The organism is Allobosea sp. P4_E12, from assembly GCF_056401655.1.
Genome location: NZ_JBFUIY010000013.1, coordinates 81,098 through 106,055, shown reverse-complemented (window position 1 = coordinate 106,055; position 24,958 = coordinate 81,098). Strand labels below are relative to the sequence as shown.

Annotated in this window: 20 protein-coding genes; 8 read left to right on the top strand and 12 right to left on the bottom strand. The window is 65.7% G+C overall.

Features of this window, described 5'->3' with window-relative positions; all coding sequences use genetic code 11:
• Positions 1-373: 373 nt before the first annotated feature.
• The 3 genes from AC1DW9_RS18105 to AC1DW9_RS18095 form a co-directional block, all read right to left on the bottom strand.
• The gene (locus tag AC1DW9_RS18105; protein WP_476855145.1) at positions 374-1,084 is read right to left on the bottom strand and encodes a hypothetical protein; all 711 of its coding nucleotides are present in this window, start codon (positions 1,082-1,084) and stop codon (positions 374-376) included.
• An 83-nt stretch (positions 1,085-1,167) separates the two neighbouring features.
• The gene (locus tag AC1DW9_RS18100; protein WP_441505399.1) at positions 1,168-1,773 is read right to left on the bottom strand and encodes a transglutaminase-like cysteine peptidase; all 606 of its coding nucleotides are present in this window, start codon (positions 1,771-1,773) and stop codon (positions 1,168-1,170) included.
• Positions 1,774-2,057: 284 nt separating this feature from the next.
• Entirely contained in the window at positions 2,058-2,534 is a 477-nt protein-coding gene (locus tag AC1DW9_RS18095; RefSeq protein ID WP_441490015.1) for a DUF192 domain-containing protein, read from the bottom strand.
• Between the two features lie 182 nt (positions 2,535-2,716).
• On the opposite strand from AC1DW9_RS18095, the gene AC1DW9_RS18090 reads away from it, so the two are divergent.
• The 3 genes from AC1DW9_RS18090 to AC1DW9_RS18080 all read left to right on the top strand — a co-directional run bounded on the left by AC1DW9_RS18090 (position 2,717) and on the right by AC1DW9_RS18080 (position 6,129).
• Positions 2,717-4,558, top strand: a complete 1,842-nt coding sequence (locus AC1DW9_RS18090; RefSeq protein ID WP_476775431.1) for a hypothetical protein — start codon at positions 2,717-2,719, stop codon at positions 4,556-4,558.
• Positions 4,548-5,243, top strand: a complete 696-nt coding sequence (locus tag AC1DW9_RS18085) for a CatB-related O-acetyltransferase (RefSeq protein WP_441490013.1) — start codon at positions 4,548-4,550, stop codon at positions 5,241-5,243. The genes AC1DW9_RS18090 and AC1DW9_RS18085 overlap by 11 nt, the downstream gene beginning before the upstream one ends.
• A 67-nt stretch (positions 5,244-5,310) precedes the next feature.
• On the top strand, positions 5,311-6,129 hold the full coding sequence (locus AC1DW9_RS18080) for a class I SAM-dependent methyltransferase (protein WP_441505397.1): 819 nt from the start codon (positions 5,311-5,313) through the stop codon (positions 6,127-6,129).
• A gap of 113 nt (positions 6,130-6,242) precedes the next feature.
• Here the strand turns inward: AC1DW9_RS18080 and AC1DW9_RS18075 are convergent, their stop codons facing one another.
• The 4 genes from AC1DW9_RS18075 to aspS are packed head-to-tail and all read right to left on the bottom strand — an operon-like array spanning position 6,243 to position 9,657.
• Complete coding sequence (locus AC1DW9_RS18075) at positions 6,243-7,142, bottom strand: glycosyltransferase family 2 protein (RefSeq protein ID WP_441505396.1); 900 nt, start codon at positions 7,140-7,142, stop codon at positions 6,243-6,245.
• Between the two features lie 43 nt (positions 7,143-7,185).
• Positions 7,186-7,488: a hypothetical protein gene (locus tag AC1DW9_RS18070; protein WP_441505395.1), complete on the bottom strand. Its 303-nt coding sequence runs from the start codon at positions 7,486-7,488 to the stop codon at positions 7,186-7,188.
• Between the two features lie 12 nt (positions 7,489-7,500).
• Positions 7,501-7,848 (bottom strand): hypothetical protein, encoded by a 348-nt coding sequence (locus tag AC1DW9_RS18065; protein WP_441505394.1) that lies wholly within the window; start codon positions 7,846-7,848, stop codon positions 7,501-7,503.
• 33 nt (positions 7,849-7,881) lie between these two features.
• Positions 7,882-9,657, bottom strand: coding sequence for an aspartate--tRNA ligase (gene aspS, locus AC1DW9_RS18060; protein WP_441505598.1), 1,776 nt, complete (start codon positions 9,655-9,657; stop codon positions 7,882-7,884).
• A 327-nt stretch (positions 9,658-9,984) separates the two neighbouring features.
• Between aspS and rnd the strand changes: the two genes are divergently transcribed.
• Entirely contained in the window at positions 9,985-11,124 is a 1,140-nt protein-coding gene (gene rnd / locus AC1DW9_RS18055; protein ID WP_441490008.1) for a ribonuclease D, read from the top strand.
• Positions 11,125-11,322: 198 nt separating this feature from the next.
• Here the strand turns inward: rnd and mfd are convergent, their stop codons facing one another.
• A complete protein-coding gene (gene mfd / locus AC1DW9_RS18050) occupies positions 11,323-14,871 on the bottom strand; it encodes a transcription-repair coupling factor (protein WP_476855144.1) in 3,549 nt (1,182 codons plus the stop codon).
• A gap of 20 nt (positions 14,872-14,891) precedes the next feature.
• A complete protein-coding gene (locus AC1DW9_RS18045; RefSeq protein ID WP_441490006.1) occupies positions 14,892-15,188 on the bottom strand; it encodes an FAD assembly factor SdhE in 297 nt (98 codons plus the stop codon).
• A gap of 145 nt (positions 15,189-15,333) precedes the next feature.
• Between AC1DW9_RS18045 and recG the strand changes: the two genes are divergently transcribed.
• Together recG and AC1DW9_RS18035 are read left to right on the top strand one after the other, a co-directional pair.
• Positions 15,334-17,436, top strand: coding sequence for an ATP-dependent DNA helicase RecG (recG, locus tag AC1DW9_RS18040; RefSeq protein WP_441505393.1), 2,103 nt, complete (start codon positions 15,334-15,336; stop codon positions 17,434-17,436).
• 189 nt (positions 17,437-17,625) lie between these two features.
• Entirely contained in the window at positions 17,626-18,459 is an 834-nt protein-coding gene (locus tag AC1DW9_RS18035) for an AraC family transcriptional regulator (RefSeq protein WP_441505392.1), read from the top strand.
• Positions 18,460-18,496: 37 nt separating this feature from the next.
• Here the strand turns inward: AC1DW9_RS18035 and AC1DW9_RS18030 are convergent, their stop codons facing one another.
• Complete coding sequence (locus tag AC1DW9_RS18030) at positions 18,497-19,180, bottom strand: DUF502 domain-containing protein (protein ID WP_441490003.1); 684 nt, start codon at positions 19,178-19,180, stop codon at positions 18,497-18,499.
• Between the two features lie 166 nt (positions 19,181-19,346).
• On the opposite strand from AC1DW9_RS18030, the gene AC1DW9_RS18025 reads away from it, so the two are divergent.
• Positions 19,347-19,745, top strand: coding sequence for a YbaN family protein (locus AC1DW9_RS18025; protein WP_441490002.1), 399 nt, complete (start codon positions 19,347-19,349; stop codon positions 19,743-19,745).
• A 19-nt stretch (positions 19,746-19,764) separates the two neighbouring features.
• Here the strand turns inward: AC1DW9_RS18025 and glmS are convergent, their stop codons facing one another.
• Complete coding sequence (glmS, locus tag AC1DW9_RS18020) at positions 19,765-21,591, bottom strand: glutamine--fructose-6-phosphate transaminase (isomerizing) (protein ID WP_441490001.1); 1,827 nt, start codon at positions 21,589-21,591, stop codon at positions 19,765-19,767.
• A gap of 107 nt (positions 21,592-21,698) precedes the next feature.
• On the bottom strand, positions 21,699-23,078 hold the full coding sequence (gene glmU / locus AC1DW9_RS18015; protein ID WP_441490000.1) for a bifunctional UDP-N-acetylglucosamine diphosphorylase/glucosamine-1-phosphate N-acetyltransferase GlmU: 1,380 nt from the start codon (positions 23,076-23,078) through the stop codon (positions 21,699-21,701).
• Positions 23,079-23,520: 442 nt separating this feature from the next.
• Between glmU and AC1DW9_RS18010 the strand changes: the two genes are divergently transcribed.
• Entirely contained in the window at positions 23,521-24,957 is a 1,437-nt protein-coding gene (locus tag AC1DW9_RS18010; protein ID WP_441489999.1) for an OpgD/OpgG family glucan biosynthesis protein, read from the top strand.
• Position 24,958 lies beyond the last annotated feature (1 nt).

The window sequence follows — 24,958 nt, the reverse complement described above, 5'->3', positions numbered from 1 at the left end:
GCCCAATCAGGCATGTGCCCTCTACCAGCAGGACGGCGGCGAGTACTGGGCGTGCCCGCCGCTGACAACGGGAGCACTGTCTTCAGGAGCACCCGGCAGCGCCGGAAATCCGGCAGGCAACGGTAACGGCAACGGCGGCGAAGGCGGAAATCCTGCTGGCGGCGGCGCCAGCACAGCGAGCAACAGCAGCGGTTCGGGTTCGGGCGGCGGGTCCGGCGGAGGCGGTGGATCCGGTGGGGGCGCTGGGCCCGGTGGGGGCGCTGGGTCCGGTGGGAGCGGCAGTTCGGGCGGCGGTGGCGGCTCCGGAGGTGACGGCCGTTCCGGCGGCAGTGGCGGTTCCGGCGGTAGCGGTGGCTCCGGTGGCAACGGTGGCTCAGGCGGCGGCCACGGCGGTGGCAATGGTGGCGGTCACGGCGGYGGCAATGGYGGCGGCCACGGCGGTGGCAATGGCGGTGGTCACGGCGGCGGCAATGGTGGCGGCCACGGCGGTGGCAATGGCGGCGGTCACGGYGGCGGCAATGGYGGCGGYCACGGYGGYGGCAATGGYGGCGGYCACGGCGGCGGCAATGGTGGCGGCCACGGCGGTGGCAATGGCGGCGGTCACGGTGGCGGCAATGGCGGCGGCCACGGCGGTGGCAATGGTGGCGGCCACGGCGGTGGCAATGGCGGCGGCGATGGTGGCGGCAATGGCGGCGGTCACGGCGGTGGCAATGGCGGTGGCCAGGGTGGCGGCAATGGCGGCGGTCACGGTGGTGGCAATGGCGGTGGCCAGGGTGGCGGCAATGGCGGCGGTCACGGCGGCGGCAATGGCGGCGGTCACGGTGGCGGCAATGGCGGTGGCCAGGGTGGCGGCAATGGCGGTGGCCAGGGTGGCGGCAATGGCGGTGGCCAGGGTGGCGGCAATGGCGGCGGCCACGGTGGCGGCAATGGCGGTGGCCAGGGTGGCGGCAATGGCGGCGGCCACGGTGGCGGCAATGGCGGTGGCCAGGGTGGCGGCAATGGCGGTGGCCAGGGTGGCGGCAATGGCGGTGGCCAGGGTGGCGGCAATGGCGGCGGTCAAGGCGGTGGCAATGGCGGCAACCACGGTGGCCGGTAACCGCCAGTGTCTTCAGAGCATGTGAAACGAGACACGCCCCGAGTCACTCCGGGGCGTTTGCTGTCTGGCGGCTAACGGCCGGCTTGAGGATGGAACCCGTGTCGCGTTGCTGCGGTGAATCTCGCATTCCCGCCGTCGATCGATTCCCACTGGCGCGGATTGGCCTGCGCCACCCGGCTAAAGAAGACATAGCCTGTTTGCGACCAGAGCAGGATGCGCGATCTCTTGTTGTCCAGAACGAAATCTCCCGAATCGGTCACCACCGTCAGCACGGCATGGCCCTCCCCCTCGGGCGTTCCGACAACCGTCATCAGCAGCGCCGATGACGGCCAACCGCGCTGGATCAGCAGCTTGCGCTTCAGGAGCGCAAAATCTTCGCAATCGCCTCGACCATCCGCCGGTATGCTCCAGACATCTTCCTGACCATGATGCGCCAGGTCGGAGACCTCCTGAATGGTCGCATTCACATGCGCATTCACTTCCTGCAGCTCACCGTGGCGCTGGGGAGAAAGCGAGACGCTACGCACCACAGGCCCCGATCGTGCGCATTCCGCCGGATTCTTCGCGCAGAAGGTGAGGAACGCAGCTGGTGGCGAGGTGCGCCCCCGAGTCGCGGCCGCGATCTGCTCGGCATGGGCGTCATCCGGGCGGCCTCCGGTGATCAGCGCAACGCACATCGCTAGCGTTGCGACCACGGCACGTGTCGTCATGATCCGTCCTTCGCAAGCGTGCTGGGTAGCGGGGATGAAATCCGGGATGACCGCCTTTGATTAAGGAAGTGGGCAATTCTGTGATTCGCCGCCAGATTTCTTCCGCAATCCACAGAGCTTCGACGGCGCGACGCCCTTCATGCGGTGGCCGTCACGGCCCGCGCGTTCACCAGGAATGCAGGAGGAATACAGGCCTGGCCGACCGGTTTCGAGGGACGATCGCAACGCTGCCCTGCGCGCGAAAAACCGCCTCACCGCTTGAAGAGCGGATGCTCCACCTTGTCGCCAGGCTTGATGCCGAGCTTGGCGGCGATGCCGCCATTGATCTCAAGGACCGAGAGCACCGGCTCGCCTGAGGGTATCGTACGGGTCGAGAGCGGCTCGGTCTGCGCGGCGATACGCACGACGGTTCCATCAGCGCGGATAAACAGCATGTCGAGCGGGATGAAGGTATTCTGCATCCACATCGCGACCGGCTCGACCTGGCCGAAATCGAACAGCATGCCGCGGTCCGGCGGCAGGTAATTGCGGTGCATCAGGCCACGCGCTCGCTGATCGGGCGTGCGCATGACCTCGACCTGGAAGACATGGCGCTGCCCGCTGCCGACGATCGCAAGCGTTTCCAGCCCGGTCGCGGGAGCCGCCTGCTGCGCGAATGCCATGACGGGGGCAAGAGCCAGAAGCAGCAAGGCAAGGCAGGCTGCAGGGAATCGTCGGGCGGACCGCATCGTCTCTAAGCTCCATTGCATTCGTCGCCCGCACCGCTCCTGCACAGGCCGGATGGCGGATCTGAGACAGATACGAAAGATCGCAGCGAGGCGGTCAAGTTTTTCCTGCGTCCGCGAGAGCAAGTCGTCTTCCTTTCCTCGCTGCGTTGCGGCAGGTTCGCTGCCGCCATCTGGAGACCGTCATGATCACGTCGACCCTTCGCAGCCCGATGCGCCGCCTGCGCATAACGGCGGCCGCAGCCCTTATCCTCGTTCTGGCGCAGCCGTCCTGGGCAGCCGATTTCCAGATCGACAATATCCGCCTGGACCTTGGCGCGATCGTCGTCGCGATACCGAAGGTCGATGTGAAGGGCTCCAGCCTCGAGCGCGAAGCTTTTGTCTCGTTGTTCAATGGCAGCACCGGCGAGAGCGCGGTTGCCCGGACGGGCCGCCTCACCGCGTCGGAAATCAGTGCGCCCGAATTGACGGTCGAGCAGGTTCTCGGGCCGCAAAGGCAGGTCACGACGTACCGCGACATCCGCTTCAGTGAGATTCGCGACGGCAAGATCGGCCGCGGCTCGGCGGGAGGCGGAGCGATATCCGCGACCGGTGGGCCGACCGGCGCGATGAAGGGCGAGATCAAGCGCATCAGCTTCGAAGCGTTCGACATGCGCCATCTCGCACGCGTGCTGAGCGAGCGCGCCAAACCCGGCGTGGAAGAAGCCATGCAGCCGATCTTCGGCCGCTTCGAGCAGGACGGCTACGCGATCGATCTGGGCCAGCTCGGCAAGATCTCGCTCGGCAAGGCGACCAGCCGCGATTTCAAGATGCGCGTCGGAGACGAGCCGGTCGGAGAGCTCCTGTCGCGGATCATCGCGCAGGCAGAGGCCGACCAGAAGGCAGGGCTCAGCTCGAAGGCCGAGCGCGACCCTGCCCGGCTCGAGGCCGACAAGCGCATGGCGCTTTCCATGTTCTCGCTGTTCGATGCCATCGACTATGGCAGCGGCGAGGTTCGCGATATGGTGATGGCACTCTCCGTTCCGCCGAATCCGGGCGAAGCGCCGGTCGCCATGGACGTGAGAATCGCCAGGATGGCGTATGGCGAAGATGCGCCGGCCAGGTCCGGCTACGCCGTGGAAGGTTTCTCTTTCGCGGGTGCGGGCGCCAAGGCAGGGTTCGAGTCGCTCAGCTATTCCGGCTTTTCGCTCGCGCCCATGTTCAAGGGCCTGAAGGAGGTCCTGGCCAAGCCCGAAACCGAGATCGATTCGCTCGATTTCCGCAAACTGATCCCCAAACTCGGCACGATCCGGCTTGCCGGGCTCTCGGTCGATGTGCCGCAAACGGCAAAGCCGGGTCAGCCAGCGCAGGCCCCGATCCGCGTCGGGCTCGGTACCTTCGAGATTGCTGCCGCCGACCAGATCAACGGCATCCCCACCAAGCTTGCCTTGACGATCGACAAGCTCACCGCTCCGGTGAGCGAGGCAACCGGCAATCCCGCGGCCGCGGATCTGATTGCCATGGGCTACCGCGCCCTCGACCTCTCCGCGAAGCTCGACCTCGCCTGGGACCCCGCACGCAACGAGCTTGCGATCCGTACGCTCTCGCTCGGGAGCGGCGGCATGGCACAGTTCGAGGCCTCGGGTACCCTCGGTAACGTCACCAAGGACCTGTTCTCCAGCGATCTCGCGCTCGCACAGGTTGCGGCACTCGGCGCGACAGCCCGCAGCCTGGATGCCAGGCTGAAGAATCTCGGTCTGCTCGAGAAGTTCATCGAGAACGAGGCCCGCAAGAACAAGCGCAAGCCCGACGATCTGCGGCGCGAATATGCGATGATGGCCAGCCTCGGCCTTGCCGCGGTCCTCGGCCCGTCCGACGCGGCCAAGACCCTGACCGCGGCGGTCTCGCGCTTTGCGGCGAAGCCAGGCACGCTGACCGTCCAGGCCAATGCGAAGGCGACAGGGGGTCTCGGCCTCGCCGACGTCATCACGATCACCGATCCGACCGAGATCTTCGACAAGATCGACCTCAAGGCCAATGCCGAATAACTGGTCTGTCGAGCTTCTTCCCGAAGACGAGTCCTGGCGGCCCTCCGCGATCGCAGCGTGGTGGGCCGGGCTGCCACAGGGCCCGCGCAGTTTTCTGCGCCGGCGCTTCAACCCCGACAACCAGGCCCGGTTGTATCTGGCCAACCTGATCGCTCGGCACCCGGGGCAGATCGTTGTCGGACGCTACACCTATGGGCGGCCGAAGGTGCGCTTCGCCGGAAGCGGGGCGCGCCTGATCATCGGGCGCTACGGCTCGGTCGGAGACGGGGTCGAGATCCTGCTCGGCGGCAACCACCGCACGGAATGGGCGACGACCTACCCATTCCACGACTACCCACGGCTATGGCCCGAAGCGAAGCACCATCCCGGCAATCAGGTCTCGCGCGGCGACGTCGTCATCGGCCATGATGTCTGGCTCGGGTCGCAAGCGCTGATCCTCTCCGGAGTCCGCATCGGTCATGGCGCCGTCATCGGCGCCCGCGCCGTCGTCACGAAGGATGTTCCGCCCTATGGCGTCGTCGCCGGCAATCCGGCACGGCTGCTGCGGCACCGCCTGACGGAGGAGAAGATCGCGACCCTGCTGGCGAGCCAATGGTGGGCCTGGCCCGAGGCCGACATCAGACGACTGATCCCGGTCTTGATGTCCGACAGGATCGAGGATTTGCCTCCGAGAGCCGTTTCCTGATAGTTCGCCGTTCAGGATCGAAGGCTCCCCCTCCGATACGGCCTCCCTCCATTGCCGGACCGCCCCCATGCATGATTCTGCCAACGACAAGGCGCGGGTCTTCCGCAAGGCCTATCTCTCCGCAGTCGAGACCTCGCCGCTGACCGTGCTCGACGTCGGCTCGGCCATTGTCGACGGACAGAGCCTGTCCAACCGCGACGTCATGTCGAACCCGGCCTGGAAACTTGTCGGCATGGACATCGAGCCGGGGCTGAACGTCGATGTGGCGGTGGCCGATCCCTATGACTGGAAAGAGATCGCCACCGGCTCGGTCGATGTCGTGACCTGCTCGGAGGTCTTCGAGCATGCAGAGTATTTCTGGATCACCATCCTTGAGATTTCGCGCGTGCTGAAGGGCAATGGACTCGCGTTCATCACCTCACCGGGCGGCGGTCCGCGGCACCGCTTCCCCGTCGATTGCTGGCGCTTCTACGACGATGCCTTCCCTGCCCTGGCCCGCTATGCCGGGCTGAACCTGCTCGAAGCTCAGGTGCAATGGGTTCCGGCCTATCGAAGGGGCATCCAGTGGCGCGATTCCAGCGCCGTGATGCAGAAGCCGGTCCGGGATGCCGCCGCAAGCCGCCTCGACGTAGCGCGCAGCATGATCGGCAAGAGCCTTCGCGGAGCCGAGCCGGCTCTGACTGAGCTCGATCTCTCGGCCTTGCCGAACACCCCGCTGCCGCTGAGCCCAATCCCTGCCCTGCAGGGCAAAGCCGCCTTTGCCGCACGTGAGGCCGAGTTGCTCTCGGCCGACAGCAATGTGCTGCGCAAGGCACGGCTCGTCTTCAGGCAGTTGCGCGAGATCCGCAGGATCATCACCACCCCCATGAAGGACCTGCACCTCTAAGGCATCGGCCCGAAAAGTGGATTGCGGTTTTCGGGGCAAAGCCGATGCAAACACAAAGGGTGAGATCATCGAACCGGATACGATATCCGGTCCGATGATCTAAGGCGCGCGAGCTATTCGTCCAGGCCCTGCCGCGAGAGCGCCGTCCGTCCCCGCCGCCAATCCAGCGCGCCAGCGGCAGATCCGGCATGCGCCATCATCTTGAGGCGGTTGAAGATCAAGGCGTAACCGACTGTCTTTGCGATGTTTTCGCAAATCGCAAAGGACGACGGCCCGACTTGCCCGTATTTGGCCGAGATATAGGCGTGCGACCAGGCGAGATGCCAGCGTGCGTTGAAACGGCGGCCGGGGCTGGGCTTGCTGGAACGGCCGCGCGCGTGATGCGCCTGTGCATCGTGCACATGCACGAGCGCATGCCCGGCGTCCCTCATGCGGCGGCAAAGATCATCGTCCTCGTAGAACAGGAAGATTCGCGGATCGAAACCGCCCAGCGCTTCGAAGGCCTCGCAGCGGAGCAAGAGGCAGGCGCCCGAGAGAAACGGCAGGCAGGCATCCCCCTCCGGTACAATTGCCGCGCCGGAATGATTGAGATGAGCCGGCGACAGCAGCGAACGCGGCTGGATGAAGACGCGCCCTGACGGCTCGACAATGCGCGGAGCCAGCATCCCGGCATCGGGGTAGCGCCCAGCGGCAGCCAGCAACCCCGCCATGGCGCCCGGCTGCAGCACGAGGTCGGGATTGACGATCAGCGCGTAGGGAGTGCGGCAGGCTGCGATGCCGAGATTGTTGGCTCGGCCATAGCCTTCATTCCTGGGGCTCGCGATCACCGTTGCGCCATGCGCCCGCGCGATTGCGGCCGAATCGTCACTGCTGGCATTGTCGACGACGATGGCAGGCACGCCTTCGCGCCGTAGCGCATCCAGGCAGGCCGGCAGGACATCGGCGCTGTCATAGGCGACGACGACCGCGGTGACGGTTTCTTGGAGCGGGAGCAACTCGTTCGCGGGCGGCATTCCTGCCTTCTGGCCGGGATCGCCCCCGGCAGGCAAGCAGAATTCAGCGCCGTGTGAGACCGGCGAGCTCGTGCTGAACCGCGCTGCGTTCGGCGGCATCGCAGTGGCGCGGCGCCTTGTAGGACTTCACCGCGAGGCTGGCATTGACGACGACGAAACGTCCGCGCTCGGCCGGGGCAAGCCCCGCCATCACACGGCGGCGATCGACGGCGACACCGCAATCATAGCCGCGCGAGACTTTGACGGCCGCAAACTCCGCCGTGCCGGGCACTGGACCGGCAGTCGTCGTACAGGCCGCAAGCGCAGGCAGAAGCAGGCTGCAGAGGAAGGCTCTGGCGAAGGGCATGGCTGATCGCGCTCAGAGCCCGCTGAAATCGCCGGCCCGGACGCGCGCCATGCGTGGCTTCAAGGAGCTGCGTTCTTCCGCAGAGCAGGCTTCGGGCCGGACATCCTGATTGATGGTCGCCGCCTCCGAAACGGTGACATAGGTCGAGCGCGCTCCCGCGATCTGCTCCGGCGTCGCGCCACGGGCACGCTCGGCGTCGAGGAAGCGGTCGAGTGTGCTGGTGCGTGGTGCTCCAGCACGGCAGGCGATCGAGCGCGAGACCAGATTGGCAAGCTCCACCGCCCGCCCCGAGCTTGTGTGGGGCGCAGCGGTGACACAGGCGGTTAGCGGCAGCGCGAGCAGGCAGGCGAGCGCGGACAAGCGCGCTCCGGTCGGGGCAGGCATGGCGGGGGGTCAGCCGTTCTTTTCAGGCAGGTTCAGGCGGATATGGAGCTCGCGCAGCTGCTTCGGGCCGACCTCGGAGGGCGCCCCCATCAGCAGATCGACCGCTTGCTGGTTCATCGGGAACAGCGCGACCTCGCGCAGGTTGCTGGCGCCGGCGAGCAACATGATGATGCGGTCGATACCCGCTGCCATGCCACCATGCGGCGGCGCGCCATACTGGAAGGCCCGGTACATGCCGCCAAAGCGCTCGATCACCGTCTCCTCGCCATAACCGGCGATCTCGAAGGCCTTAACCATCGCCTCAGGGCGGTGATTGCGAATGCCGCCCGAGGCGAGTTCGTAGCCGTTGCAAGCGATGTCGTACTGGAAGGCCTTGATCGCCAGCGGATCGTCCTTCTGCAGCGACTCCAACCCGCCTTGCGGCATCGAGAACGGGTTATGCGAGAAATCGACCCGCTTCTCGTCCTCGTTGTACTCGTACATCGGGAAATCGACGATCCAGGCGAAAGCGAAGGCGTTCTCGTCGATCAAGCCGAGCTCCGAGCCAACCTTGTTACGGGCGGCGCCGGCGAACTTGTAGAACTTGTCGGGGTTGCCCGCTGCGAAGAAGGCAGCGTCGCCATCCTTCAGACCAAGCGCGATGCGGATCGCCTCGACCCGCTCCGGACCGATATTGTTGGCGATCGGGCCAGCACCCGCGCCTTCGCGCCACATGATGTAGCCGAGGCCGGGTTGGCCTTCGCCTTGAGCCCAGGAGTTCATGCGGTCGCAGAAGGCACGCGAACCGCCGCCCGGTGCCGGAATCGCCCAGACCTGGTTCTTCTCGTCTTCCAGGATGCGGGCGAAGACCTTGAAACCCGAACTGCGGAAATGCTCCGACACATCCTGCATCTCGAGCGGGTTGCGAAGATCAGGCTTGTCCGAGCCGTATTTGCGGATCGACTCGGCATAGGGAATGCGCGGCCAGTTCTTGGTGACCGACTTGCCGCCGCCGAATTCCTCGAAAACGCCGGCGATCACCGGCTCCATGGTGCGGAAGACGTCTTCCTGCGTGACGAAGCTCATCTCGACGTCGAGCTGGTAGAACTCGCCCGGCAGACGGTCGGCGCGCGGATCCTCGTCGCGGAAACAGGGCGCGATCTGGAAATAGCGGTCGAAGCCCGCCATCATCAGCAGCTGCTTGTACTGCTGCGGTGCCTGCGGCAGGGCGTAGAAATGGCCGGGATGCAGCCGGCTCGGCACCAGGAAGTCGCGCGCGCCTTCCGGCGAGGACGCGGTCAGGATCGGCGTCTGGAATTCCGAGAAGCCCGAGGTCTTCATGCGGTTGCGCAGCGAGTCGATGACCTTGCCACGCAGCATGATGTTGTTGTGCAGCTTCTCGCGACGCAGGTCGAGGAAGCGATATTTCAGGCGCGTGTCCTCGGGGTATTCGAGATCGCCGAACACCGGCAGCGGCAGCTCGCCTGAAGGACCCAGCACTTCGAGCGCCGCGGCGAAGACTTCGATCGCACCGGTCGCGAGATTGGCGTTCCCGGTCCCCTCGAGGCGAGCCTTGACCTTGCCGTCGATGCGGATGACCCACTCGGCCCGAATCTTCTCCGCTTCGGCGAAAGCCGGCGAGTCCGGATCGATCACGACCTGGGTCATGCCGTAATGGTCGCGCAGATCGATGAAGAGCACACCGCCATGGTCGCGGATGCGGTGGCACCAGCCCGAAATGCGAACCTGATTGCCGATATCGCTCTCGCGAAGGGCGCCGCAGGTGTGGGAGCGATAGCGATGCAAGGTCACGGGACTCGTCTCTCGGAAATGCGAAGGAGCCGGCGCAAGGCCAGCTGAAACCTTCGGCGTAAGCACACGCAGGCGCGCGGATTGTCAAGAATGGCAGCGATAATCGTGATGCGCGAAGCCGGCATTCCAGCTGTTCGCCGCAAGGAGGCGGCAGAGGCCGTCGCACCATGGTGTGAAGGTTTCAATACGTAGACAAGGCAGATGACCTTGTCCGGGCCCCGAAGGACAGGCCCGTTCTTCTGAAGGTCATGCGGCGCCGGCGAGCAGAAGCATGAAACGCGGACTCGACGGACAACCCGTTCCTCCGCTAAGCCGCTAATCATGAGCCTCATCACCACCACACAGGATCTGGCCGAGGCGTGCGCGCGGCTGGCCCAGCATCCCTTCGTCACGGTCGACACCGAATTCCTGCGGGAGACGACCTATTATCCGAAGCTCTGCCTGATCCAGCTCGCCTCGCCCGACGAGGCGGTGCTTGTCGATCCGCTCGCCCCCGAAATCGACCTCGCGCCCTTCCTGGCGCTGATGGCCGACCAGAACGTCGTCAAGGTGTTCCACGCCGCACGGCAGGACCTCGAGATCATCTGGATCATCGGCAAGATGCTCCCGACCCCGCTATTCGACACGCAGGTCGCCGCAATGGTCTGCGGCTATGGCGACTCCGTCGGTTACGAGCAGCTCGCCAACGACCTCGCCAAGGCGCGGATCGACAAATCCTCGCGCTTCACCGACTGGTCGCGCCGACCGTTGACCGAGGCGCAGCTGACCTATGCCGAGTCCGATGTCACCTATCTGCGTGACATCTATCTCGCCCTATCGGCCGATCTCGCCGCCAGCGGCCGTGAGGGCTGGGTTGCCGAGGAAATGGCGATCCTGAATTCGCCAGGCACCTATGAGGTCAGGCCCGAGAACGCCTGGCAGCGCCTGAAGGGCCGGATTCGCAAGCCCAAGGAAGTCGCGCTGCTGATGGAGATCGCCGCCTGGCGGGAGCGGGAGGCGCAAAGCCGCGACGTGCCGCGCCAGCGGGTGCTGAAGGACGATGCGCTGATGGATATCGTTCAGCGCGGTCCGCGCTCGGTCGAGGCGCTGGCGGAGCTTCGCTCCGTGCCGAACGGCTTCGAGCGCTCGCGGGCCGGCGGCGAGGTGCTCGCGGCGATCGAGCGCGGCCTGGCGCTCGATCCCAGGACCCTGCCCCGTCTCGAACGCGAGCGCGGACGCCCGACCAATGGCGCCGTACTCGACCTGCTCAAGGTGTTGCTGAAGGCGACCGCCGATGCCGAACGCGTCGCCCCCAAGATCCTGGCCTCGACCGACGATCTCGAGGCCATCGCCTCGGACGACCTGGCCGATGTACCGGCCCTGCAGGGTTGGCGCCGCGAAGTCTTCGGCAACAAGGCGCTGGCGCTGAAGAACGGGCAGCTGAGCCTGAAGATCTCCCGCGGGCGCGTGACCGTCGCCTGAGCGGCCGATGATCTAACCTTCTGCGCTTGCAGCAGCCTTCCCGAAAGCCGTCCGCGTTTCGGGCCTATGCCTTGCGTCAGAGACGCCCTGTCTCGTCGTCACGAGCGAAGCAATCCCCTCAGGCAGAGGCCGGGATTGCTTCGCCGCCGCGCCCCTCCCATGACAGACGAGGCTAAGGCCAGCGTCTCGTGCTGATGCTCACGCCGCCTTCTTTCGCTCGGCGATGCGCGCCAGATCGGTCAGCAACCGGCGCGTGCCCTTGAGCCGCTGCTCCGCCGTCTCGAAGTCGTCGATGAAGACGACGCGCATGTCGGGACGGACCTTGGCCAGCGTTCCCTGCTTCGCGACATAGCCGACCAGCCCCTCGGGATTGGCGAACTCGTTGTCGCGGAAAGCAACGATGATGCCCTTCGGTCCGGCCTCGACCTTCTCGACATTGGCCCGGCGGCAGAGCGCCTTGATCGCCACGATCTCCAGAAGTTGCTGCACTTCTTCCGGCAGCGGCCCGAAACGGTCGACCAGCTCGGCACCGAAGGATTGGATCTCGCCATCCTCGTCGAGCGTCGAGAGCCGCTTGTAGAGGGTCAGGCGCAGCGTCAGGTCGGTGACATAGTGCTCGGGGATCATCACCGGCGCGCCGATCTGGATACTTGGCGACCATTGGCTTTCGGCAACGATGTCGATGCCGGCCTTGAGCTGCGCCACCGCCTCCTCGAGCATCTGCTGGTAGAGTTCGTAGCCGACCTCCTTGATGTGCCCGGATTGCTCGTCGCCGAGCAGGTTGCCGGCGCCACGGATGTCGAGATCGTGGCTGGCGAGCTGGAACCCCGCACCCAACGTGTCGAGCGATTGCAGAACCTTCAGCCGGCGCTCGGCCTGCTCGGTCAGCTTGCGATTGGCCGGCATGGTGAAGAGCGCGTAGGCGCGGATCTTCGAGCGGCCGACGCGCCCGCGCAGCTGATAGAGCTGGGCGAGGCCGAACATGTCGGCGCGATGCACGATCAGGGTGTTAGCCGTCGGGATATCGAGCCCGGACTCGACGATCGTGGTCGAGAGCAGAACGTCGTACTGGCCCTCGTAGAAGGCCGTCATCACGTCCTCGAGCTGGCCCGCCGCCATCTGGCCATGGGCAATGCCGACCTTGGCCTCGGGTACCTGCTTGTCGAGGAAGTCCTTGACCTCGGCGATGTCCTCGATGCGCGGCACGACATAGAAGCTGCGGCCACCACGATAGCGCTCGCGCAGCAACGCCTCGCGCACGATCAGCGGATCGAACGGCGTGACGAAAGTCCGCACGGCCAACCGGTCGACCGGCGGGGTCGCAATGATCGAGAGCTCGCGCACACCCGTCATGGCGAGTTGGAGCGTACGCGGTATCGGCGTGGCCGACAGCGTCAGCATATGCACCTCGGCGCGGAACTCCTTCAGCCGCTCCTTGTGGTTGACGCCAAAATGCTGCTCCTCGTCGACGATGACGAGGCCGAGATCCTTGAACTCGACGCCCTTGCCGAGCAGGGCATGGGTACCGACGACGATGTCCATGGTGCCGTCGGCGATGCCCTGCTTGACCGCCTTGAGATCCTGAGCCGAGACGAAGCGCGAGGCCTGGCCGACCTTCACCGGCAACCCCGCAAAGCGCTCGGCGAAATTCCGGTAATGCTGGCGGGCGAGCAATGTCGTCGGCACCACGACCGCGACCTGCTTGCCGGCCAGCGCCGTCGTGAAGGCGGCACGCAGCGCCACCTCGGTCTTGCCGAAGCCGACATCGCCGCAGACCAGGCGGTCCATCGGCCGACCGGCCGCGAGATCGTCCAGTACCGCATCGATCGTGTTCTGCTGGTCTTCCGTTTCCTCGAACGGGAAGCGAGCCCGGAATTCATCATAGAGCCCGTCCGGCGGAACGAGGCGCGGCGCCTCCTTCAGCGCGCGGGCGGCAGCGATCTGGATCAGCTTGCCCGCCATCTCGCGGATGCGCTGCTTCAGCTTGGCCTTGCGCGCCTGCCAGCCACCGCCGCCAAGCCGGTCAAGAGGAACCTCGGTGTCCTCCGAGCCATAGCGCGAGAGCAGCTCGATATTCTCGACCGGCAGGAACAGCTTGGCATCGCCCGCATAGTGGATTTCGAGACAATCATGCGGCGCTCCGGCCGCCGTGATGCTCTGCAATCCAATGAAGCGGCCAATGCCGTGATCGACATGGACGACAAGGTCGCCGGGCGCGAGCGATGACAGCTCGGCGATGAAATCCTGCGGCCGGCGCGTCTTGCGGCGCGGGCGCACGAGGCGGTCGCCCAGGATGTCCTGCTCGCCGATGACCGCAAGCTTGCCGGCCTCGAAGCCGGTCTCGAAGCCCCAGACCGCGAGTGCCGTGATGCCGGGCTTCAGATCGAAGGCCGCGCGCAGGGACCCCGTGGTCTGTACGGTCTTGAGGCCATGATCGGCCAGCACATGGGCCAGGCGTTCGCGGGAGCCCTCCGACCATGCCGCAAGGATGACGCGCCGGCCATCGGCCTGCAGCGCTTTCACATGGGCGACCGCCGCATCGAAGACGCTGCCGGCATTGTCGGCGCGCTCGGCCGCAAAGCTTCGACCCTGGCGGGCGCCGAGATCGACGATCAGCTTGCCGTCGCTATCGGGCAGCTGGAACGGCGTCAGCGACGCGACGCCGGCATTGTCGATCACGCCGCGCCATTCGGCCGGGGACAGGTAGAGCGCATCGGGTGGCAACGGCTTGTAGGGCGTCCCTCCCGTGCCGCCCTGGTCGAGCGCGGCCTTGCGCGCATCGTAGTAGTCCTTGATCAGGCTGATGCGCTCGCCGACCGCATCCTCGGCCTGCGCGTCGAGAACCAGCGGCACATCCGGCAGATAGGTGAAGAGCGTGTCGAGCCGGTCGGCCAGCAAGGGCAGCCAATGCTCGAGCCCCGCAGGCCGCCGGCCTTCGCTGACCGCCTCGTAGAGCATGTCGTCACGGCCGGGCGTGCCGAAGCTCGTGATATAGGACTGGCGAAAGCGCTTGATGCTCTCGCTCGTCATCTGCGCCTCGGACATCGGCACGAGATCGAGTCCGCGCAACTGGCCCGTGGTGCGCTGCGTCTCGGGGTCGAAGGTCCGGATCGATTCCAACGCGTCGCCGAAGAAGTCGAGGCGGATCGGCGCAGGCATGCCGGGCGGAAAGAGATCGACGATGCCACCGCGCACCGCGAACTCGCCGGTCTCGCGCACCGTCGAGGTCCGCAGGTAGCCGTTCATGTCGAGCCAGCGTGCGAGTTGCTCTGTGTCGACCATGTTGCCTGGCGCAGCCGAAAAGCTCTCCGAGGCCACCTTGCTGAAGGCCGGCACGCGCTGCAGCGCGGCGTTGACCGTCGTCAGCAGCAGACGCGGCTTGTCGCCTGACTTGGTCTTGGCCAGTCGCGACAACGTCGTCATGCGATGGGCCCCGATGGCAGGAGCCGGCGAGACGCGGTCATAGGGCTGGCAGTCCCAGGCCGGGAAGCTCATCACCTCCAGATCGGGCGCCACGAACTGGAGCGCATTTTCCAGAACCTGCAGCCGCTGCCCGTCACGCGCGACGAAGACGAGCATTGCCGCGCCTTCCACCTTCTTCGCCCGGGTCCGGACGAGATCGGCAAGGACGACGGCGTCGAACCCGTCCGGCACGCTGGCGAGCGTCGGCTTGTCGCCCCGCTTCAGCGCGTCGAGGATGCGGTCGATCTGCAGCTTGGCGAGCTGGGCGGGGGGCGGAATGCTCATATCGGATTGTCGCTGCGTGCTCAGACGTGAATCGGCTTGCTGTGGTTGTGGAACGCCTTCAGCCGTCGGAACACGGCCGTATCGTAGTTCACCGGCACCTCGGCCTCTCCTGTGATCCAGGACAGCAGGTCTCGGTCGAGAACCTCGATCAGTTGCTCGAACTCGTCGAGTTCGGCATCGCTCAACGTGCCGATCTCGGCGTCGGCGAAGCGGCCCATGATCAGGTCCGTCTCCCGCATGCCGCGATGCCAGGCACGGAACAGGATCTTGCGGCGGCGCGGATCGAGATCGGCACTGGTGCGGGAAGAGCCACTCATCGTAAGCCTCGCATGAAATGCAAATGGCGGAACGGGCCGGCCCCGTCGCGGAACCTGCCGATGCAGGCTATATAGCGATGGCGTCGGGGCGAGTCAGTGGCCGAACCGCCGCGTTTCCCGCAATTCCGGTTCCCACCCGAGGCAGATGCGTCCTTCCCTGCTTGATCCGCTCTTTGCTCCCGCGACGATATTGCCCGGCGTCGGCCCCAAGCTCGGCAAGCTTCTGGACAAGCTGCTCGGCGACGAGACGCAGCCAGCGCGGGTCGTCGACCTGCTCTTCCACCTTCCCACGGGCGCGATCGATCGTCGCCCCAGCGCCAGCATCGCCGACGCTCCGGTCGGCGATGTCGCGACCTTTTCGGCCCGTGTCACCGAGCATCGCCCGGCCCCGCCCGGCAAGGCCAAAGCTCCCTATCGCGTCATCGTCGAGGACGAGACCGGGGACGTGACCCTGGTCTTCTTCCATGCCGATGTCCGCCATCTCCAGCAGACGTTGCCGGTCGGCGAGTTCCGCATCATCTCGGGCAAGCTCGAGCTCTGGGACGGTATGCGCCAAATGGTCCACCCCGACCGCATCATGGATGCCCGGGCCTTCGCCAGCCTGCCGTCGATCGAGCCGGTCTACGGCCTGACCGAAGGCATCGGGCCCCGCGTCATGACACGCATCGTGGCAGCAGCGGCGGAAAAATGTCCGGAGCTCGCCGAATGGCAGGACCGCAGCTTTCTGCAGAAGGCCGGCTTCGCCTCCTTCGCCGAGGCCATCCGTGCCCTACACCACCCGCCGGACCTGCGCGCCGTCGAGGGTGACACGATCGCACGCAGGCGCGTTGCCTATGACGAATTGCTGGCGAGCCAGATCGCGCTTGCCCTGGTGCGCCGGCAGCAGAAGAAGGCAGCCGGGCGCGTCACCGCCGGTGACGGCCGCATGCTCAAGGCGATCGAAGCAGCCCTGCCMTTTTCGCTCACCGATGGCCAGCGCCAGGCCGTGGCCGATATCCATTCGGACATGGAGAAGCCCGAGCGCATGCTGCGTCTGCTGCAGGGCGATGTCGGCTCGGGAAAGACCGTTGTCGCCCTGATGGCGATGGTCGCAGCCGCCGAAGCCGGCCGGCAATCGGTGTTGATGGCGCCAACCGAAATCCTGGCGCGCCAGCATGCCGAACGGCTGGCGCCGCTGGCAGAAACGGCCGGGCTCAAGCTCGCCCTGCTGACCGGCCGCGAGAAAGGCGCCGGCCGACGCCAGGTGCTCGAGCGGTTGGCGAGCGGCGAGATCGCCATCGTGGTCGGCACCCATGCGCTGTTCCAGGAAGGCGTCGTCTTCCACGATCTCGCGCTGGCGGTGGTCGACGAACAGCACCGTTTCGGCGTCCATCAGCGCCTGATGCTGGGCTCGAAGGGCGAGGCCGTCGACGTGCTGGTCATGACGGCAACGCCGATCCCGCGCACCTTGGCGCTGACCTGGTTCGGAGACATGGATGTCTCGGTGCTCGCCGAGAAGCCGGCCGGCCGCAAACCGATCTCGACACGCGCGATCTCGCTCGAACGCTATGACGAGGTCGTTGGCGCAGTCGGCCGCGCGGTGGAGGCCGGCGCGCAGGTCTATTGGGTCTGCCCGCTCGTTCAGGAATCGGACACGCTCGATGTCGCCGCCGCGCAGGAGCGCTTCGAGGAACTGGGGGGGCACTTCGGCGCCAGGGTCGGGCTGCTGCATGGCCAGATGCCCGGGCGCGACAAGGACGCTGCGATGGCGGCCTTCGTTGCCGGCGAGACGCGCATCCTGGTGTCGACCACCGTCATCGAGGTCGGGGTCGACGTGCCCAATGCCAGCGTCATGGTGATCGAGCATGCCGAGCGCTTTGGCTTGGCCCAGCTCCACCAGCTACGCGGGCGGATCGGGCGCGGCTCGGCCGCATCGACCTGCCTCCTGCTCTATAAGGGGCCGTTGGGTCCGGTCGCGGAAGCGCGATTGACCATCATGCGCGAGACCGAGGACGGCTTTCGGATTGCCGAGGAAGATCTGCGCCTGCGTGGCGAAGGCGAGGTGCTCGGCACGCGCCAGTCCGGATCCCCCGACTGGCGCGTTGCCCGCCCCGAAATCGATGGCGATCTGCTGGCCGCCGCTCGCGATGATGCGCGGCTCCTGATAGAGCGCGACCCGCACCTCGCCGGCGAACGCGGCGAAGCCGTCAGGACGCTGCTCTATTTGTTCGAGAGGGACGTCGCGATCAAGCTTTTGCGCGCCGGCTAGATCGTCGGACCGGATATCGTATCCGGTCCGACGATCTAGCCATCTGTGATTGCATCGGCTTTCCCGAAAACCGCAATCCACTTTTCGGGCCGATGCTTTAGCGCTGGAGATCCTGCGGGAGATCAATCCCGATCAAGCGGCCGTAGCGCGGGATCGGCATCGTCCGGGTGTGCCTTCGTGAGAACCACAATGGACCCAATCAGCAAAGCCGTGTGGTGCGTCGAGAGCCGCTTCGCCTCCGGGATCTCGCTCGACGAGATCGCCTCGGTCAGCGGCGTCTCGCGCTTCCATCTCTGCCGCGCCTTCGGCAACGCGACCGGCCGCTCGGTGATGCGCTATGTGCGCGAACGCCGGCTGACCGAAGCCGCCCGGAGACTGGCGAATGGCGCGCCGGACATCCTCTCCGTCGCGCTGGACTGGGGGTACGGCTCTCACGAGGCCTTCACCCGCGCCTTTCGCGAGCAATTCGGCCTCACGCCCGAAGAACTGCGCGAGCGGCGCGACCTCTCGGCGCTCAAGCTCGTGGAGCCCATCGTCATGGACGCAAGCCCAACCGTTATCCTGGAAGAACCCCGCTCACTGACCGGCAAGAGCATGCTCGTTGCCGGGTTCGGCAGCCGCTACACCTATGAGACCACTGCCGGCATTCCGTCGCTCTGGCAGAAGCTCACCCCGCATTTCGGCCATGTCCCGGGCCAGATCGGGGGCATCGGCTACGGGGTCTGCTACAACGCCGACGACGAGGGCAGCTTCGACTATCTCGCTGGCGTCGAGGTGAAATCCTTTTCCGACCTGCCACCCGAATTCGACCGCATCCGCATTCCCGAGCAGAACTATGTCGTGTTCCTGCATCACGGCCATATCTCGGGCATCAAGGGCACATTCGACGCAATCTGGCGCGACTGGCTGCCGAAGAAGGGCTGGAAAGCCTCGGAAGGGCCGAGCTTCGAGCGCTATGACGAGCGCTTCGATCCGCAAAGCGGTACCGGAACCGTCGAAATCTGGGTTCCGTTGAAGGCCTGACGACCTCCCGGACCAAAAAGGACGGCAAGTCCGCAGATCAGTTCTGGGACTTGCCGTTGCCTGGTGGCGCCTTCGAGCCATTCTCCCCCGGCTGGATCAGCCCGGCGGACATGATGAGCTTGGCGCCGTCCTCCACGGAGATTGAAAGCTCCACCACCTCGCGACGCGGCAGGTAGAAGAAGAAACCCGTGGTCGGGTTCGGCGTGCAGGGCAGGAAGACGCCGATCTGTTCGCTGCCATCCGGCAGCCGTGAGCTGATCTCGGGCGCCGCCTCCTGAGAGATGAAAACGATGGACCACATGCCCGGCTGCGGGAACTGCACCATGCCGACCTTGCGGAACGATGTGCCCGATTGCGAGAATATCGTCTCGAAAACCTGCTTCACGCCCTTGTAGAGGCCGCGGATCACCGGCATCCGGTGCAGGATCGCCTCCCCAGCATCGAGCAGGGTACGCCCGACCAGGTTGGCCGTCAGGAAGCCGAGCAGCGTCAAGCCGATCAATCCGATCACCAGCCCGAAGCCGGGGATCGGATAAGGCAGATAGGTCTCGGGCAGATAATTGTTGGGGATCAGCGGCTTCACCACCCCGTCGATCAGGTTGATGAACCACCAGGTCACCGAAGCGGTGATCGCCAGCGGCCCCGCGATCACGAGCCCGGTCAGGAAATAGCGGCGTAGCCGCGTGCCCGCAGTCGGCCGCAGCAAATCCGGCTGAAGCATGTGGCTGGGATCAGGAGGGCCGTCTAACGTCATGGCGGTCCGGGAATCCGATCTCCACAGGGCGTGCTTGCCTCGGCGGCGCTGCATCGCGATATGAGCAGGATAGCCGAGCCGGTGCTGCTGACCAGCCCCGTCTCACGTGCCGACGCGAATGCGGATGGATTTCGTGACCGAAACACCCCGGCAACTCCGCCGCTGGTACAGGCCGCTGATGTTCGCCGCTGGTTGGGTGTTCACGGGAATCGGGGTTATCGGCCTCGTGCTGCCGCTGATGCCGGGAACAGTCTTCCTGATTCTCGCGGCCTGGTGCTTTTCGCGGTCTTCGCCTCGCTTCGAGGCCTGGCTGCTTGGCCATCCCAGGCTGGGTCCGCACGTCCGTCGCTGGCGCGCAACCGGCGCGATCGACCGTCGGGCGAAATGGATCGCCTGCGGCTCCATGCTGTTCAGCTTCGGACTGGTGGCGCTGAGCGACGCTCCGCCTGTCGCGCTCTGGGCCAGCGGCGCCAGCCTGCTCGCCGCCGGAAGCTATGTCGCGAGCCGGCCGGAGCCGACCCGCCAGGATTGATCACTCGACCGAGGATTGATCACTCGACAGTGACGGATTTTGCCAGGTTGCGCGGCTGGTCGACGTCCTTGCCCATGAAGACGGCCGTTTGATAGGCGATCATCTGGATCGGGACTGCATAGACGATCGGTGCGAAGAGCGGGTCCATATCCGGCATCACGATCGTCACCTCGGGCTCGATGCCACATTCGGCAGCGCCCTTGGCGTCGGTGATCAGGATGATCCGGCCGCCACGTGCCGCGACCTCCTGCATGTTGGAGGCGGTCTTCTCGAACAGCGTATCATGCGGTGCGATGACGATGACCGGCATGTCCTCGTCGATCAGTGCGATAGGACCATGCTTCAGCTCACCTGCCGGATAACCTTCGGCGTGTATATAGCTGATTTCCTTGAGCTTCAGAGCGCCTTCGAGCGCCATCGGGAAGCTCGTGCCCCGGCCGAGATAGAGCACGTCGCGTGCCTTCGACAGCTTTCGGGCGAGCTTCTCGATCTCGGGTTCCAGCGTCAATGCCTGCGCCATCAATCCCGGCAGCGCGATCAGCTCGCGGACATATCGGGCCTCTTCCGCCTCCGAAAGCGTGCCGCGGGCGCGAGCCGCCGCAAGGGCCAGGCTCGCGAGCGCGGTCAACTGGCAGGTAAAGGCCTTGGTCGAAGCCACGCCGATCTCCGGCCCGGCCAGGGTCGGCGCCACGACATCGCTCTCTCGCGCGATTGTCGAGGTCGGCACGTTCACGACGGCAAGGACGTGCTGCCCTTCCTGACGGGCGTAGCGCAGGCAGGCAAGCGTATCGGCGGTTTCACCCGATTGCGAAACGAAGAGCGCGAGACCGTCCTTGGGCAGCGGCGCCTCGCGATAGCGGAACTCGGAGGCGACATCGATCTCGACGGGCAACCGCGCCAGCTTCTCGAACCAGTACTTCGCCGTCAGTCCCGCATAATAGGCGGTTCCGCAGGCCGAGATGGACAGCCGCGACAGCGCCTTCCAGTCAAAGGGGGCATCGAAGGGCAGGCGCACGGTTCCCGCAGCCATGTCCAGATACTTCGTCAGCGTATGGCCGACGACCTCCGGCTGCTCGTGGATCTCCTTGGCCATGAAATGATGGTAGTTGCCCTTCTCGACCAGGAAGGTGCCGGCGGCGACCCGCTGCGCGCGACGCTCCACCTGCGCGCCCGTGACGTCGTAGAAGGTCGCGCCTTTGCGATGGAGCACGACCCAATCGCCTTCTTCCAGATAGGCGATGAGATTGGTGAAAGGGGCCAACGCCAACGCGTCAGAGCCGAGATACATCTCGCCATCGCCGACGCCGACCGCGAGCGGCGAGCCCTTGCGAGCGCCGATCAACAGGTCTTCCTCGCCCTGGAACAGGAATGCGAGGGCAAAGGCACCGCGCAGGCGTGGCAGGCTGGCTGCAACCGCCGCAACCGGATTCTTGCCCCGCTCCATCTCGCTGGTGACGAGATGGGCGACGATCTCGGTATCGGTCTCGGTCTCGAAGACGCGGCCCGCAGCTTCGAGCTCGGCGCGCAGCTCGCGGAAGTTCTCGATGATGCCGTTATGCACGACCGCGAGCTTCTCGGTCGCATGCGGGTGAGCATTGGTCTCGTTTGGCTTGCCATGCGTCGCCCAGCGCGTATGGCCGATGCCGATCATCCCATCGAGCGGCTCGTTCGACAGGCGGATCTCGAGGTTCCTGAGCTTGCCCTCGGCACGGCGGCGCGTGAGCAGACCCTTCTCCAGCGTCGCGACGCCGGCGGAATCATAACCCCGATATTCGAGCCGCCGCAGCGCCTCGACCACCTGAATGGCTACGGCTTCCTTGCCCAGGATCCCCACAATGCCACACATGCCCGACCTCTTTGAGTGTTGCCGTTGCCGGCCCGTGTAGCTGCGAACGCCAAAAACACCCAATCACGTTGAATGTCAGACTGTGAACAGGCGGTTTCGGCGTCGATTCAATCCGTATTCTTGGCCGCGCTCAGCTTCCTGACCTTTGCCCTATCTCGGAACACCTTCGCCCAACCGTCCCGCCCGACTTGCCTGCCGCGAGCGATCGCCAGCCCGTCAGGCGGAACATCGGAGGTGATGACCGAACCGGAGCCGACATAAGCCCCATCGCCGATCGTCACCGGGGCAACCAGCGACGAGTTCGAACCGACAAAGGCGCCGGCACCGATGGTCGTCTTGTATTTGAAGAATCCGTCATAATTACAGGTGATCGTACCGGCACCGATATTGGCCTCGGCGCCGACGCTCGCATCCCCGATATAGGTGAGATGGCTGACCTTGGCTCCTTCCCCGATATCCGCCGCCTTGATCTCCACGAAGTTCCCGACCTTGGCCTTGCGCGCCAGCTTCGCGCCGGGGCGCAGCCGGCCATAAGGCCCGACACTCGCCTGCGGGCCAACCTCGGCGCCCTCCAGATGCGAGAAGGCATGAATCACCGCGCCATCGGCAACGCTGACGCCGGGGCCAAAAACGACATTGGGTTCGATCAGGACATCGCTGCCGATTGTCGTGTCGTAGCTGAAGAACACGGTCTCGGGCGCAATCAGCGTCGCACCCTCCTTCATTACCGCCAGGCGCTTGCGGCGCTGGAACTCTGCTTCCGCAGCAGCGAGTTGGGCGCGGTCATTGACGCCCTGCACTTCGCTTTCGGGGGCGCTCAGCGCGACCACCTTCAAGCCTTTGGCGCGAGCGAGCGCCGGGGCGTCGGTCAAATAGAATTCGTTCTGGGCGTTCGAGCTGCCGATTGAATCGAGAATGGCAAGTGCGTGCCGACCGTCCAAGGCCATCAGCCCGGCATTGCAGAACCGGATCGTCCGCTCGGCCGCGCTCGCATCCTTGTGCTCGACGATCGCTTCCAGCACGCCGTCGCGCATCACAAACCGCCCGTAGCCAGTCGGGTCGGCAGCCTCGAATCCCAGCGCCACAACCGGCGCACCATCGGCGAGCCCAGCCCGCAGCGACAGGAAGGTCTCGGGCCGAACCAGCGGCGTATCCGCGAAGGCGACGAGGATATCGTCATAGCCCTCGGCCAGCGCCGCACGCGCCGCCAGCACCGCATGCGCCGTGCCGCGGCGCTCGGCCTGGACGAAGACGCGTGCCGACGGCAGGAGCGCCTCGACCTCGGCTGCGACGTCCGGCCGATCCGGCCCGATCACCACCGCGACCGCATCTGCCCCCGCCGCAGCAACTGCCGCGAGCGCATGACCGAGCAGCGAGCGGCCGGCCATCTCATGCAGCACCTTCGGGCGCTGCGATTTCATCCTTGTGCCCTCGCCCGCGGCGAGAATAACTGCAAGGCAGGTACGTCCGGGCTGTATTTCGGTCATGATTGTCGGCTTCCCTGCGGATCTAGCCTTTCGCTCCCGTGACCCTGACGGTGTCGCGTGGGCGATTTGGTGCATGGTGGCATTGCGGTCGCCGTGGATAGCCGATCCTGATGGCATTTGCCAAAACCTCCGGAGAGATCTTCGGCCGGCGTATTCGAGGGGCGAGACGCAATGGCAATACCTTTCCGCCGGCAACGCAAACGCGTTGCCCAAGTCGCTGGCCGCACGCAATTTTTAAGCGGCGACCGCTTTTCAGCCAGCCGGGAAATGATCTAGAAGCGCTGGGGTGCGACTGCGCCGCCCGCGTATGTTGGAAATAATGTCGAAATCCTTGAATCGCCGATGGTTTCTGGAGGGTGCGGCGTACAGCCTCGCCGCCGCGCCGCTTATGGGCACGAGCCCTGCATTTTCTCAGGCCAGCTGGGCCGCAACTGTACAGTCGGTGATCGCGGAAGGTCAGCGTTTCGATGCCGCACTGGTTGTCGAGGCCGCCCGCATGCTGTCGCGGCGCCCGATGGTTCCGGTGACGACCAATGATCTGCCCGAAGGCTACGCCACCCTGCCCTTCGACCAGTTCTCCGGGATTCGTGCGCAACCCGGCGGCCTGATCTGGGCTGGAGAGAACCGCGGCTTCACGGTCGAGCCGCTGCATCGCGGCTACGTCTTTTCTGCTCCCGTCAGCCTGTTCACGGTCGAAGACGATGTCGTGCGCCGCGTTGCGTTCGATCGCGGCAAGTTCGACTACGGCAAGGTTGCTCCCCCCCCGGCGGGCGTCGATCTGCAGTTCTCCGGCTTCCGGGTCTCCGCCGGGCTCGAGCGGCCTTACGAGGTTGCGATCTTCCAGGGCGCGACCTTCTTCCGCGCCGTGGCGCGCGGCCAGAACTTCGGTGCGCTGGCGCGCGCGCTGATCCTGCGTCCCGGCGAGACGCGGGGCGAGGAGATTCCCTTCTTCCGCGCCTTCTGGATCGAGCGCCCCAATCCGGCATCGGGCATGCTCGTGATTCACGCCCTGCTCGATTCCGAGAGCCTGTCAGGTGCGGCCCGGATGACTCTGCGCCCCGGCGACGTCACATTCATCGATGTCGAGATGACCCTGTTCGCGCGGCAGGTGTTGGACCATGTCGGCTTCGGCTGCACCACGGGCACCTTCATGTCGGGGCCTCAGAGCCGCCGGACCTTCGACGACGTCCGCCCGGCCGTGCACGAGGTCTCCGGTGTCCAGATGCTCACCGGCGCCGGCGAATGGATCTACCGCCCGGTCAGCAACCCGACCAATCTGCAGGTCTCTTCTTTCGTCGACACCAATCCGCGCGGCTTCGGTCTCGTCCAGCGGGAGCGCGATCCGGCAGCGTTCCAGGATGACGACCAGCGCTTCGAGCTTCGCCCCAGCGTCTGGATGGAGCCGCTTGGAGAATGGGGAGCCGGTTCAGTCCAGCTGATCGAGATCCCAAGCGATTCCGACATCAACAGCAACATCATTTCCTACTGGCGGCCGCGCCAGCCGATCGCCGCGGGCAGCGAAACCACGATCGCCTATCGCCAGGCCTGGTGCTGGCAGCCACCCGAGCGACCACCGCTCGCCCTGGCCACGCGCATGCGTCAAGGCCGCGGCACGCAGGGTCGGCGTCGACGGTTCATGGTCGAGTTCACAGGTGACAAGCTGGCGGACCCCGCTGTGGTTGCCGCGACGCGCGCCAATATCACGGCGACGACCGGGGCGATCCAGGGTTTGCGTCTTTGGCCTTATCCGGAACGCAAGCTGATGCGGGTCCGCTTCGAGGTCGACCCTGGCAATGAGAATCTCTCCGAACTGCGCCTTGTGCTCGAAGCCGGCGGCCAGCCCGTATCGGAAACGTGGTTGAATCGATGGACGTGGTGAC